The organism is Treponema sp. UBA7570 (assembly GCA_002477955.1).
In the GTDB taxonomy this organism is placed as follows: Bacteria; Spirochaetota; Spirochaetia; order Treponematales; family Treponemataceae; genus Treponema_D.
On sequence record DLLE01000024.1, the window covers coordinates 9,495 to 23,245 of the forward strand.

The window sequence follows — 13,751 nt, forward strand, 5'->3', positions numbered from 1 at the left end:
AGAAAACTTTCGGAAACTTCTTCCGGACAGTCAAAAGTTATTGGCGAGCAGTTGCGCGCAATTGGAGATTTGATTTCGGAAATTGTTTTTGTTTCTGGCGATTCTGAAAATGCGTTTAATTCGGTTTTTGAAAATATTCATAAAACGGATGGATTTGTAAAATCGATAAATTCAACTATGGAAGTGCAGAAGCAAGGTTCAAGCCAGATAAGCGAAACTTTGGCTTTGTTAAAAGAAAGCTCCGATTCTGTAAAGAATGCGTCTGCCGAAACTGAGGAAAACAACCGCACTATTTTGTCAGAAACTAGAACTTTGCAGGAAAGCGCTGCAAAAATGCGCCAGCTTGTGAGCGAAATGGCCGGTTTTGCAAGCTCAATAACTCTGGAAGCCGAAAAATTGAACGGACTTTCGGACGGAGTTGGCTCTTCTCTTGAAAAAATCAATGAGGAAGTTGAACTTTTTAAGGTTTAGATTTTTGTTAAAAAACTTTTCTGCACTTGCTAGCGTTCTTTTTTGGTTTTATACTATTTTGAAAAAAATGCGGTAGCGCTGGTAGCCCCGAAGTTGTTTTGTGGCGGTTGCGATTTGTCGAAACTGCCACAAAACAATGAAGCGTAAGCGGAAGGGCGGACATAGCGACGGCGAAAGCCGGACCGCCGAAAAAAATTACGGAGACAAAAATGAAAGTTTTGGTTATTGGCGGAGCCGGTTATATTGGTTCGCACGTTGTAAAACAGTTGATGAAGAATGGGCACAAAGTTACGGTTTTTGATAACCTTTCTTCGGGATTGCGGCAGAATCTTTTTAAGGAAAATGATTTTATTTACGGAAATATTCTGATTGAACGCGATTTGGATAAGGCTTTTGAGCAAGGGTTTGACGCTTTTATTCATCTTGCGGCTTTTAAGGCTGCCGGCGAGTCTATGGTTGAGCCGGAAAAATATTCAATTAACAACCTGAACGGAACTATCAATATTTTAAATTCGGCAGTAAAGCATAACTGCAAGTATATGGTTTTTTCTTCGAGCGCGGCGGTTTTTGGAGAGCCAAAGTATCTTCCGATTGATGAAGCTCATCCGAAAAATCCTGAAAACTACTACGGATTTACAAAATTAAATATTGAAGAAATTATGGCCTGGTATGACAAGCTCCGCGGTTTGAAATTTGCGGCTCTTCGTTATTTTAACGCTGCGGGTTATGATCCTGAAGGTTTTCCGTGCGGACTTGAACAAAATCCTGCCAATCTTTTGCCTGTTATTATGGAAACTGCCTGCGGAATGCGTCCAAAAATGAAAGTTTTTGGTTCTGACTACGATACGCGCGATGGAACTTGTATCCGTGATTATGTTCACGTAACGGATTTGGCGGCAGCCCACGTAAAAGCGCTTGATTATATTTCTAAAAACAACGAAAGTCTGATTTGTAATCTTGGAAGCGAAACTGGGGTTTCTGTAAAGGAAATGCTTGAAGAAGCAAGAAAAATCACCGGAAAAGAAATTCCTGCTGAATTTGTAGAACGCCGTCCTGGAGATCCTGCAGAGCTTGTTGCAACTTCAGCATACGCAAGAGAAAAACTTGGCTGGGAGCCTGAATATTCCGACATTCATACCTTGCTGGACTCAACCTGGAAAGCATATCTAGCAAACGGAAAATTAAAAAATTAGCTGAAAAACAAAGCGGAAAATGGTTGAAGCCACGAAGAAAAAGAAAGCGAGTCAAAATTGTCCTAAGAGCAAAGCGACGGCACGGATTTTGAGCAGTGTTTTTTTTGTCGAGGCTTCAACACTTTTAAGAAAATGATTTTTTTTGAGAAAGATTTTTAGAGAGAATTTTTTTTTAATTTTTAACAAAGTCCGCAACTTTTTTCTTTTTTTTGTGTCTATTTAAAGGAAACGTATTTATGTGCGTAATTTATGATTTATAAGGACACAAAATTCAATGGCAACAACTTATGATGATTCAATGTTCCGGGATACTTTTGAACACGAATATACTTGGCTTAACGGTTTTATGCGAAATGTCCGCAGATTTTCTAAAAGACCGGCAATAATTGATCCTGATACAGACCGCAGCTGGAATTATAAACAGCTTAATGTTGAAGCAAACCGCCTTGCAAATGCCTTAAAAAAAATTGGAATAAAAAAAGACGATGTTGTTATGGGCGCTCTTCGAAATTCTCCAGAATTTGCCTTTATGTACACAGGCCCTCGTAAAATCGGGGCAATTTTTCTTGCGACAAATTTTAACCTTGCAAGCGGCGAAATGGCGCTTTTGATAAATCATAACAAGCCAAAAGTGGTGGTTTATTCTGCGAACGTTGTAAAAATGATGGAAGAAGCTGCAAAAATCTGCCTTTGGAAGCCAAGCCTTTTTATTATGGCGGACAATATTGAAGGCGTTGATTTGCCAAAAGGTCATATTTCGTACGAATCTTTTGTAGAAAATGCTGATATTGATGAGCCAAAAATTGATTTTAGGCCGCACATCTATGACGAAGTTTTGCGCCTTTGTACGAGCGGAACAACAAGTCTTCCAAAATTTGTTCCTGTAAACGATATTAACGAAGTTCTTTCTGCTCACGATGTTATCATGCATTATCCGATGAATCCTCATGATGTTACTTTGAATATGACGCCGTGGTTTCATAGAGGAGGCTGTCATTCTGGCGGTGTATGTCCTGTTTTTTATGCAGGAGCCGCCGCTGTCATAATGCGTTCGTTTAGGCCTCAAACTTCGCTAGACTGGTGTTCAAAATACAAAATTACATTTATGATGGGCGCTCCTGCAAATCTAGAAATGCTTACCCGTGCTCAGGAAAAAAGTCCTCGTGATATTTCCAGTTTGCGTGGAATTGTAACAATGGGAGCTCCTTTGAGCCGTGCTGACTGCATTCGTTTTAGAACAGTCCTGACAGAAAATATTTTTAACGGCTATGGAACTACAGAAACTTTCTGGAATTCATTTTTGCGTCCGTATAATCTTCCTGATGGCGCAGGTTCTGTTGGCGGAAGCTGCACAGACGACGAAGTTAGGGTTGTCCGCCTGCCTGCTGACGGGTCGAAGGCTGAGCCAGACGATTTGGTTCCTACAGACAGCGAAACAGAAGGTGAAATTATAATTCATTCACCGGCAAAATCAACTTATTCCTATTATCATAATGAAGAAATGACAAAAGAAAAGTTTTACAAGGGCTGGATGTATACAGGCGATACTGGTGTTTGGAACGATGATTGGGTTGTGACGGTAAAAGGACGCAAAGACGATATGATGGTTGTTTCGGGCGAGAATATTTATCCGACACAGATTGAAGAAGCGATTATGGAAAATGAAAAAGTAAAAGACTGTATTGTAACATCTGTTCCTGACAAGGTGCGCGGACAGTCAGTTTGTGCCTATGTGATTGCAGATGATCCATCTCTTACTGTAAAAGAGTTGAATGAATTTTGCGCAGGAAGTAAAATGCTCAGTAAATACAAGAGACCGCGGTATTTTGCAATCGTAGAAAAAATTCCTCTTACAGCGACTGGAAAAAAACAGCATGCAAAAATAAAGGCTCAGGCCGAAAAAGATTTGGAAGATGGAATTCTTGTGCGTGAATAAGGTGGCATGATAAAAAATACATCCTTGTAATTTTTATCATTGCAGTTTGTTCAAGTGTTGCTTTTACAAACTGTGATTCTAGCTGTCCGTGGATTGCTACTAACGCGGAGTTTTTAGAAGGAGGCGTTAAATATGGAAGAAAAAATTATAAGCAGCGCAGCTCAGGTTATTATTGCGATTACTCCGATTGTTGGAATTGCAATTGGCGGTGTCGTGGTGTTTTTTTCGTTGCTTTGGCATCATTTGGAAGTGCGCAGACAGATTTTGAGCGGAACTTACAAACGCGAAAAATTTAATTTAAAAGCGTATTCACTTTTAATTGGCCTTTTGCTGACCGGAATTGGTTTTATGCTGACTGTGGTTTTTGCCTTGCTTGGCGGGATTTCCATATCTCTGCTAGGCGGATTGATTCCTTTTTCGATTGGAATTTGCGCAATAATTTTTTATAAGGTGAACGACTGGGAATAAATTAAAAAATAGTCATATTCATGGCAGGAAAAACTCTTAACGGCATTGAAAGATTACTCATAAATAAGCGTGATGAATTTTTAATAAAAGAAACTTTGAGCGGAAACGAAAAGGCTTTTCAGACGCTTATAAAACTGTATAAAAAAAGAGTTGTCGCGCTTGGAATGAGTTTTTTTAGAAATTCTGATGATACTGACGACTTTGTGCAGGAAGTTTTTGTTAAGGTTTATATGAATCTTTCAAAATTTAACTACAGGTCGAGTTTTGCCACTTGGATTACAAAAATTGCATATAATTCTGCTGTAAATTCGGTTACGCGCCGGCAGGAATATGTTCCGCTTGCAAACGAAGAAATGCTGCAGTCAAAAGCTCTCAATCCTGAAGAAGAAGAAATCCGGAAAACCACACTTGATACGATCAGAGAATGTGTTTTGTCTTTGCCGGAAAATTACGGCAGGTGTGTGGAAATGTATTTTTTCCATGGATTAAAATATGAGGAAATTTCTGAAATTACGGGTTTCCCTGTAAATACAATAAAATCTTACATATTCCGTTCAAAAAAACTTATGGCGGACAACCTGCGAGGTGTAATTTATGAACAGTAAAAAATGTGAAAAAGTGATGAATTCTTTTTTTGAGCTCGACAAAGGCGAACGCCTGGAATTGCACGATTCTTTGCATTTGATTTTTTGTAAAGAATGCCGTACAAAAGTAAGAGTTCTTTCAAAAGCAGAAAAAATTGTTCAAATGCCGCTTTTTCAGAAGTCGGAAGCGCAGGATTCTGGTTTGAGTTCTGCAATAAAAAGAACAAACCCTTCTTGGATGGAAAATTTAAAGCCTGTTTCGATGGTAAGATGGGTTTTGAGTGGTTTTTTGATGATTTTGCTTTTTGTGCTTTCGGGCATTTTTCTTGAAAAAAATCAGAATCCGGACTACTTAATCTGGTTTTACGTGATTGTCGGAGCGGTTGTAACGGCATATTGCGGAGCTTTTATGGCGATAAATATGGATTTTTTTATAAAAAAGATTGATACAAGTTCTCTTGCGTAAAATGGCGCCGGATAGCAGAGGCCGCAAAAGCGGGTGCAAAGCACCGAAGGCGCGTTAGACGCCGTAGCCTCGGATAGCCGTTAGTGCAAAAGTTGCGCGCGGCAAAAACTAATGAAAAACTATTTTTTTGTGCTAGGATATTTTTATGAATGAAAATTTTGAACTTTTAAAAGAAAATCTTGAAAAAACAAGGCCTGAAATTATTGAATTGCAGACGCTTTTGTCGTCGATTCCAGCTATGGCTCCTGAAAGCGGTGGTGACGGCGAGTCGAAAAAATGCGCCGCCCTTAAAAAGTGGCTTATTGGACGCGGTTTTAAAGAAAATCAGTTTAAACAGTTTGACGCTCCTGATCCGCGTGTTTCTTCTGGAGTTCGGCCGAACCTTATGCTTACGATTCCTGGAAAAAAAGAGCAGTCGATTTTTGTAATGGCCCACATGGACGTTGTTCCGCCTGGAAATCTTTCGTTGTGGCATTCTGATCCTTGGAAAGTTGTTTATGACGAAAAAAATGACAAAATTACCGGCCGCGGCGTTGAAGACAACCAGCAGGGGCTCGTGAGCGGTGTTCTTGCGGCTCTTGAGCTTCTTAAAAACAACATTGTGCCTGAATATACCGTAAAATTGTTTTTTATGGCTGACGAAGAATTTGGTTCTGAATATGGAATGAAATTTCTTTTGAAAGAACATCTCGATCTTTTTAAGAGAGATGATTTGATTTTGATTCCTGATGGCGGAGATCCGGAAGGGAAAACAATTGAGGTTGCGGAAAAAAATATTCTCTGGCTGCGTCTTCATACGATTGGTTTGCAAAGCCACGGTTCAATGCCTCAAAAAGGAAAAAATGCGCACCTTGCTGCCTGCGAGCTTGCATTACGCTTAAATGACCTCGAAAACTTCTTTGATGCGGAAGATGAACTTTTTTCTCCGTCAAAATCGACATTCCAGCCGACAAAAAAAGAAACCAACGTTGATACGGTAAATATTATTCCGGGCGATGATGTTTTTTATATGGATTGCAGAATTTTGCCTTGCTACACTTTGGACGTGGTTCGTGCGGAAATAAAAAAGCGCGTTGGCGAAATTGAAGAAAAATATGGCGTAAAGGTTGAAATTAGCGAACCGCAAAAATGTCAGTCGCCGGCAACTCCTGTGGATGCTCCTGTTGTTGAAAAATTAAAGCAGGCGATTATGGACGCACATGGAAAAGAGGCTGTTCCAATCGGTATTGGGGGCGGAACTGTTGGCGCAGAATTGCGCAATTTTGGTTTTAATGCGGCAATTTGGTCTACGATTGATGAAGTTTGCCACCAGCCTGACGAATACAGTTGCTTGCACAACACGATTGCAGATGCGCAGACTCTTTGCGCCCTGTTCTTGCAGAAATAAGAATTGCAAAAAATGAGGCTTAAAACGGCAAAAGCAAATAAAAAAATTGCAAAAAAATCTGAAACAGTGTCAAATCAGTGTTAAATCTTGTAGAATTGAAGTGTCTGCGGTAGAATAAAAACATTATGCTTTATACTATTGGCGGTCTTTTGAACCGATATTTTGGACCTGCACGTCTTTTGCAGTCGTACACAGTTCTTATTGTTTTGTCACTTTATACAGGTTTTTTGCTTGTCCGTTATTTGATGCCGCATTTTTATACTTGTATGCCTCACGACCGTGGCCGCGAGTTTACAGTGAGTGCTGAAGCGGCAAAAGGCAAGCCGACTGGCGTCGGAGTATTTTTTATTACGGTCTTTGTTTTGCTCAGTCTGATTTTTGTTCCAATGGACTGGTTTAAAGCCTGTGCTCTTGGTTTGACGTGGCTTATGATGTTGACAGGTTTTCTCGATGACCGCAGCGTTACAAGCTGGGGAGAATACCGCAAAGCTGTTCTTGATTTAGTGATTTCCGTTGCACTTTCTGTTTTAATGGCTGTTTATCTTATTCAGCAGAGTTCCGATGGAAAAATTTATTTTTGGCTTCCGTTTTTTACTCACAGAATTTTTGTTTATCCGTGGGTTTTTGTTCTTATTTCCACGGTAATGATTTGGACTTCTGTAAACACAACTAATTGCACGGACGGAGTTGACGGACTTAGTTCAACTCTTGTTTTGATTGCGCTTTTAACACTTGGCGTAATTTTTTATTTTATTCTTGGACACAAAGACATTGCGGCTTATCTTTTGGTTCCTCATTTTGCGCAGGGAGCGAGCTGGGCGGTTATGACGTTCTGTTTGGCTGGCGTTTTGATGGGGTATCTTTGGCACAATGCTTTTCCTAGCAAGTGTCTTATGGGAGATGCCGGAAGCCGCGCTTTAGGTTTTTATATTGGAATTTGCGTAATGCTCAGTGGAAACCCGTTCATGATTTTTGCAACTTCGACAATTATTTTTATAAACGGCGGAATGGGATTGATGAAAGTCTTTTTGAAAAGATTCTTTCATATTAGTATTTTTTCAAAAATTCGATTTCCTTTGCACGACCACATGCGCGTGAACCACGGCTGGTCGCCGACTCAGGTTTTAATCAAATTTATGATGCTTCAACTTTTGATTACGCTTGCCGTTGTAGGAATTATATTTAAGGTCAGATAAAAAATGAATATTAGAGCTTCAAAACATAATCTTTCTGGAAAAATTACAGTTCCAGGTTCAAAATCGCATACAATTCGTGCGCTTATCCTTGCAACTCTTGCAGACGGAGAATCTGTAATTAGAAATCCTCTTCCGAGCGCAGACTGCCTTTCTACGGCGGCGGCAGTTCCTCTGATTGGCTCAAGTGTTGAATTAAATCTTTCTGAAGAGGGGGAGCCAGGAACTCGCTGGCTTGTAAAAGGGGCTGGAAAAAACATTCATCTTCCGAGCGATATTGTGAATGTAGGAAATTCTGGCTCACTTTTGTATTTTTTATCTCCAATTGCCGCAACTTTTGAAGGAATTAGTATTTTTACTGGCGATGAGTCAATCCGAAAAAGGCCAGTTGCTCACGTTGTTGACGCTTTGAACCAGCTTGGAGCAAGGGCAGAAATGGCAATTCCCGGTCACAACGGGTGTCCTCTTGTCGTAAAAGGTCCGGTTTGTTCCGGCGTTGTAAAAACAGAAGGCGAAGTTTCTAGCCAGTATATTTCTGGACTTATGATGGCAGGAATTTTAATGGACGGAAAACTTACTTTGGAACTTTCCAATCCAAAAGAAACTCCGTATCTTGCAATGACGCAAAAATGGCTCGAAAAAGTTGGAGTCCCGTGTTTAATTTCGGATGATTTTAAAAAGATTGAAGTAAATGGACCAAAAAACTTAAAGTCTTTTGACGTTACGATTCCTAGCGACTGGGAAGGTGTTGCTTATCCGTTGATTGCGGCTCTTATGACTGATTCTAAAATTACAATCGAAAATGTTGATTCGAGCGGAACTCAAGGCGATGATGCAATTGTTGAAATTTTAAAATCAATCGGAGCGGATATTGAATGGGACAAAGAGAAAAATGCTTTGACAGTCTGTGGCGGAAAATACGCGAAAAACGGACATGGAAAACTTTCGGCAAAATCTCTTCCAAACGGCGAGCTTCATGTAAATATGAATTCGTTTCCGGATGCGGTTTGCGCTCTTGCCGCGATTGCAACAAAAGTTGAAGGCACAGTTGTGCTTGAAGATGCGGCGGTTTGCCGCCGAAAAGAAACTGATCGTCTTAAAGTTTTGAATATTGAACTTTCAAAATTGGGAGCAAATATTGAAGAAAAAGAGGATTCTCTTATAATTCACGGCGGAACAAAATTGCACGGCGAAACGGTTGAAAGCTATAAAGACCATAGAATGGCAATGTCTCTGGCCTGTCTTGCGCTTGCTCTTCCTGCTGGAGAAAAAATGATAATAAAGGACGCGGAATGTTGTTCTGTAAGTTTTCCGCACTTTTTTGAATTGATGAATAATCTTGGCGCAGAATTTTTGAATTTAAGCGTTAAGGATTGAAGCGGTGCCGAAGGCAAACAAATGCGAAGCATTTGGTCGGAGGCGAAAGCCGTAGCCGCGCAAAGCCTGACCGGTTGCCTGCGGCCGGGAACGCCCTTTTATATAAAAAAATGGCTGTCAGAAATCGAATGTATTTTTCTGACAGCCATTTTTATTTTAAAAACGAAAAATCAAACTATTTGTTGCCTGGAATTACGACTGTGTTCCAGTGGTTTGGATCTTCGAGAGAGCCGTACTGGCGTCCTTTTAATTCGTGCTGGAGTTCTTTTGCAACTGGACCAAAGCCTTCGCCAAATACTGTTTTTTTGCCGTTCAAATCGGTGATTGATGACATCGGGCTGATTCCGGCCGCTGTTCCTGTTACGAAACATTCAACTGCTTTTTTCTGAACTTCTTTTACAGAAATAGGGCGTTCTTCTACTTTGTAGCCTTTTTCTTTTGCAAGAACAATTACTGATTTTCGTGTGATTCCTGGCAAAATTGTGTCGCCGAGCTCAGGTGTAACGATTGTCTTGTCTTTGAGAACAAAGAAAATGTTGCAGCTTGAGCCTTCCTGGAAGTATTTGTGATGAACTGCATCGAGGTAAACACATTCAACAAAGCCTGCCTGTTCGGCTTCTTTTTTTGCAAGCGCAGAAATTACGTAGTTTGAAGCGCACTTGATGTAGCCTGTTCCATGTGGAGTCGCGCGAATGCGGTTTGTAATAACTGCCCCGTCAAGACCTTTTTTGAAATATGCAGAAACTGTTGTTGCGCATATTACGACATAAGGTTGTTTTGAACAGCCGACACCGATTGCGCCTTCAGAATTCATAAACGGACGCATGTAGATTGAATCTGCGTCTGCGTAGTCGGTTTTTTCCCAATCAGGATTATATTTTGGAACATATCCGAGGGCTGCGTTGCGTTTTACAAATTCAACCGAAGCTTTTACATACTGTTCTACAGGAAAAGCCGGGCAGTAAAGACCTTTCATGGAATTGTTAAAGCGTTTTCCGTTTTCTTCTGGACGGAAAATTGCAACTCCGCCGTCTTTTGTTGGAAAGCCTTTCATTCCTTCAAAACAGCTGTATGCGTACTGAGAAGTGTAAGAAACAGAAGGAAGTCCCATTTGATTGCGTTTGTCCAAAACTGCTTTGCGGTCAGCTTCCGACATTGCCATCAATTCGTCATAAGTTACTTTGTCGCTTTCGAGCCATTCTTCGTCCCATTTTTCAGTTTCAGGATTGTAGCGCGCAATGTAAGTAACTGGATAAAGGTTTAAAGCAAATGCCATTTATTTTTCCTCCACCAGGTGCGATAAAAATCGTATCTGTAAATGTTTTCTTATAAGAATATTACTTTTTTAATTATATGTAAATAAATTAAGGTAGGCTAAAGATTTTATTTAGGGCGAATGTCGAATTTTGAAAAAAACAGTTTACAAACCTAGGATTATCAGGGCAAGCCTGATAATGACAGTAAAATTTAAAACTCGAAATTGAACCTATTTAAAATTTTTTAGACGGACGTTTTGTTATGTAAAAAATAAAAAGCGCTCCGGAGATTTTTAATGATTTTATGCTGTTTTTTACGTATTTTTTTTCGCAGTTGTGCATTTTTTAAAATAAGAGTAAGATTTAGACGGTTTTTTTGAGCGAAAACTTGTTTTTTGCAGTTGCTTTGAATTAGTTTTTCGAAATAACTCTATTTTGCTCGCAAATAAAAATTTAAGGAAACATAAAAATGAAATTAACTTGTGGAATTGTCGGTCTTCCAAATGTCGGAAAATCTACTATTTTTTCTGCTCTTACACGTGCTCCAGCAGAAGCAGCAAATTATCCTTTTTGTACAATCGAACCGAATCACGGCGTTGTTGAACTTCCTGACGAGCGTCTGGATTTTATGGCTGGCATTTTTCAGCCGAAAAAGAAAATTCCTGCAGCTGTTGAATTTGTAGATATTGCCGGACTTATTAAAGGCGCTTCAAACGGCGAAGGCTTGGGAAACCAGTTTCTTGCAAATATCCGCGAAACTTCGGTAATCGCGCATGTTGTTCGTTGTTTTGACAATCCTGATATTCAGCATGTTCGCGAAGATGCAAAAACCGATGCTCCGATTGACCCTGAGAGCGATATTCTTACTATTAATTATGAACTTTGCCAGGCTGATATAGACACAATTACAAAACGCGAAGACAAGGTTACACGTCAAATTCGTGCAATGGGAAAGGCGGAAGAAAAAAAATTTGCCGGTTATCGCAGTGCCGTAGATAAAATTTTGCCTTTGCTTCAGGAAGGAAAATGCGCCCGTCAGGCAGATTTGACAGATGATGAGCTTGAAGGAATTTACGACCTTCATCTTCTTACGATAAAACCTCAGCTTTTTGTCTGCAATATTGATGAAGATACGATTGCAGAAGGCACAAATAAATATGTTGAAGCTGTAAAAAAAGTTGCCGCAGAAGAAAAAAGTGAAGTAATCGTAATCTGCGGAAAATTTGAAAGCGACCTTGTAGACATTGATACTCCGGAAGACAGAAAAGAATTTATGGACAGCGTTGGATTGAAGGAATCAGGTCTTACAGTTCTTGCCCGCGCGGCTTATCATTTAATGGGACTTCGTACATTCTTTACCGGTGGCGCAGACGAATGTCGTGCCTGGACAATTCATAACGGAGACAAGGCTCCTCAGGCCGCTGGCGTAATTCACACTGATTTTGAAAAAGGCTTTATTAAAGCAGAAGTTTATTCCGTAGAAGACCTTAAAAAATACGGTTCAGAAGCAGAAATAAAATCTGCCGGAAAATATCGGCAGGAAGGAAAAGATTATGTCGTTCAGGACGGCGATGTAATGTTCTTTAAATTTAACGTATAACAAAATATCATTATAAAACTTGCTAAAATCCCGATCTTTGTTCGGGATTTTTTTTATGTTTGTGATAGACTTTTTTTATGCAATCTTCTTTAAAAAACAAAAACAGCGATTCTGCTTTGGGAACGGACGGAATTTCACGTCTTATGCTGAGGCTTGCGCTTCCTTCGGTGCTTGCTTATCTGATTAACGTTCTTTACAACATTGTTGACCGAATTTATATTGGCCATATTTCTTCTGGAGGCGCAGAGTCATCTCTTGCTCTGACTGGACTTGGAATTTGCCTTCCTATAATTCAGCTGGTGTCGGCTTTTAGCACTTTTGCAGGAACTGGAGGAGCGCCTCTTGCTGCTATTGAGCTTGGAAAAACTGAGTTTGACCCTTCTGCAAAAAAAACAGCTCAGAAAATTTTAGGAAATGCGGCTTTTATGCTGATTATTTTTTCTGTTGTTTTGACTTTGTTTTTTATGGTTTTTAAAACGCCTGTTTTGACCTTTTTTGGAGCGAGTGAAAAAACTTTGCCTTTTGCGGACGATTATCTTTCGTTTTATCTTTTGGGAACGATTTTTGTTCAGCTCTCGGTTGGCTTAAATCCGTTTATAACTTGCCAGGGACATGCCAAAACTGCAATGATTTCGATTTTGATTGGTGCAGTTTTGAATATCATTCTTGATCCGATTTTTATTTTTGCGCTCGGAATGGGGGTTAAAGGAGCTGCTTTTGCCACGGTTATTTCGCAATGCGTGAGCGCCGTTTGGATTGTGTCGTTTTTGTGTTCAAAAAAGTCTGAAATTCGCCTGAATTTTGCTATTTTAAAACCAAAATTTGCGATTATAAAAAAAATCAGTTCACTCGGAACGTCTCCTTTTGTGATGCAAGCTACGGAAAGCGCGATTTTTGTAGTTTTTAATTCTGGACTGCAGCGTTATGGCGGCGACATTTACGTTGGAGCAATGACGATTATGCAGAGCGTGATGCAGATTATTTTTATTCCGACTCAGGGGTTTGCAAACGGTGTGCAGCCGATAATTTCGTACAACTTTGGCGCAAAAAAATTTGAGCGCGTAAAAGAAGTTATCCGTAAAATGCTTCTTGTGAACGGAATTATTACAGTCTGCCTTGTTTTGAGCGCAAGTGTTTTTCCTGCAAAATTCGCTTCTCTTTTTACTTCGAGCGAGGAAATTCTACAGATTGAGCAAAAACTTCTTCCAGTTTATATTGCAGGACTTTGGCTTATGTGGATTCAGAATTCTGCGCAGACAACCTTTGTTGGAATTGGAAACGCAAAAGTGTCGGTTTTTATTGCCTGTCTAAGAAAAATAATTCTTTTGATTCCATTGGCTCTTGTTCTGCCAAAATTTTTTGGAGTTGAAGGAATATTTTTTGCTGAGCCGATTGCGACAACATGTTCTGCGCTTACGAGCACGGTGCTTTTTGTAATGGAATATCGGAAGATGTGAAAATATAAGAATTGGGTCAATTTCGAGTTTTGATAACGGGCGTTTCCCTCGCTCCGTTCGGGCCGGGCGTTCCAGCCTTCGCTCACGCTCATTCTTCCGCTTCGCTTCGTGCGAACACTTCGTTCCGCTCCAGAACTTCGGGCTTCCATGCCCTAACGCATTGGCATTAGAATGCGCGCAAGTATACACGGCAAACATTATAAATGCGAGAATCAACAAAGCTCTTTTTTCATCAGAAAATCAGTTTGCACATCATCGCCTAAAACAAAAGCATGCTCGCTGAATTTTCTAAAGCCTTTGTCAGTGTAGAATTTCTGGGCAGGAAAATTTTTCTCCCAAACGCCAAGCCAAATAAAAGAAACT

The 13,751-nt window shown here is 40.1% G+C and carries 11 protein-coding genes and 1 pseudogene; 11 read left to right on the plus strand and 1 reads right to left on the minus strand.

Going from position 1 to position 13,751, the window contains the following annotated elements; all coding sequences use genetic code 11:
• The 9 genes and pseudogenes from B4N75_RS02355 to aroA all read left to right on the plus strand — a co-directional run.
• Positions 1-471 (plus strand): annotated as a pseudogene (locus B4N75_RS02355) (methyl-accepting chemotaxis protein); the annotation flags it as partial.
• Between the two features lie 209 nt (positions 472-680).
• A complete protein-coding gene (gene galE, locus B4N75_RS02360; RefSeq protein WP_296668541.1) occupies positions 681-1,664 on the plus strand; it encodes a UDP-glucose 4-epimerase GalE in 984 nt (327 codons plus the stop codon).
• A 274-nt stretch (positions 1,665-1,938) separates the two neighbouring features.
• Complete coding sequence (locus tag B4N75_RS02365) at positions 1,939-3,600, plus strand: class I adenylate-forming enzyme family protein (protein ID WP_296024328.1); 1,662 nt, start codon at positions 1,939-1,941, stop codon at positions 3,598-3,600.
• A gap of 132 nt (positions 3,601-3,732) precedes the next feature.
• Positions 3,733-4,068 (plus strand): hypothetical protein, encoded by a 336-nt coding sequence (locus B4N75_RS02370; RefSeq protein ID WP_273066652.1) that lies wholly within the window; start codon positions 3,733-3,735, stop codon positions 4,066-4,068.
• A gap of 20 nt (positions 4,069-4,088) precedes the next feature.
• The gene (locus B4N75_RS02375) at positions 4,089-4,673 is read left to right on the plus strand and encodes an RNA polymerase sigma factor (RefSeq protein WP_296668538.1); all 585 of its coding nucleotides are present in this window, start codon (positions 4,089-4,091) and stop codon (positions 4,671-4,673) included.
• The gene (locus tag B4N75_RS02380; protein WP_296668537.1) at positions 4,663-5,118 is read left to right on the plus strand and encodes a hypothetical protein; all 456 of its coding nucleotides are present in this window, start codon (positions 4,663-4,665) and stop codon (positions 5,116-5,118) included. Before B4N75_RS02375 ends, B4N75_RS02380 begins: the two co-directional genes overlap by 11 nt.
• Before the next feature lie 145 nt (positions 5,119-5,263).
• Positions 5,264-6,505, plus strand: coding sequence for a M20 family metallo-hydrolase (locus tag B4N75_RS02385; RefSeq protein ID WP_296668535.1), 1,242 nt, complete (start codon positions 5,264-5,266; stop codon positions 6,503-6,505).
• Positions 6,506-6,630: 125 nt separating this feature from the next.
• A complete protein-coding gene (locus B4N75_RS02390) occupies positions 6,631-7,701 on the plus strand; it encodes a phospho-N-acetylmuramoyl-pentapeptide-transferase (protein ID WP_296706518.1) in 1,071 nt (356 codons plus the stop codon).
• A 3-nt stretch (positions 7,702-7,704) separates the two neighbouring features.
• Positions 7,705-9,075: a 3-phosphoshikimate 1-carboxyvinyltransferase gene (aroA, locus tag B4N75_RS02395; protein ID WP_296024311.1), complete on the plus strand. Its 1,371-nt coding sequence runs from the start codon at positions 7,705-7,707 to the stop codon at positions 9,073-9,075.
• A 175-nt stretch (positions 9,076-9,250) separates the two neighbouring features.
• Here the strand turns inward: aroA and B4N75_RS02400 are convergent, their stop codons facing one another.
• Positions 9,251-10,351, minus strand: coding sequence for an aminotransferase class IV (locus tag B4N75_RS02400; protein ID WP_296024309.1), 1,101 nt, complete (start codon positions 10,349-10,351; stop codon positions 9,251-9,253).
• 449 nt (positions 10,352-10,800) lie between these two features.
• Between B4N75_RS02400 and ychF the strand changes: the two genes are divergently transcribed.
• Positions 10,801-11,931: a redox-regulated ATPase YchF gene (gene ychF, locus B4N75_RS02405; protein WP_296024306.1), complete on the plus strand. Its 1,131-nt coding sequence runs from the start codon at positions 10,801-10,803 to the stop codon at positions 11,929-11,931.
• Positions 11,932-12,008: 77 nt separating this feature from the next.
• Positions 12,009-13,388, plus strand: a complete 1,380-nt coding sequence (locus tag B4N75_RS02410) for an MATE family efflux transporter (RefSeq protein ID WP_296706519.1) — start codon at positions 12,009-12,011, stop codon at positions 13,386-13,388.
• Positions 13,389-13,751 lie beyond the last annotated feature (363 nt).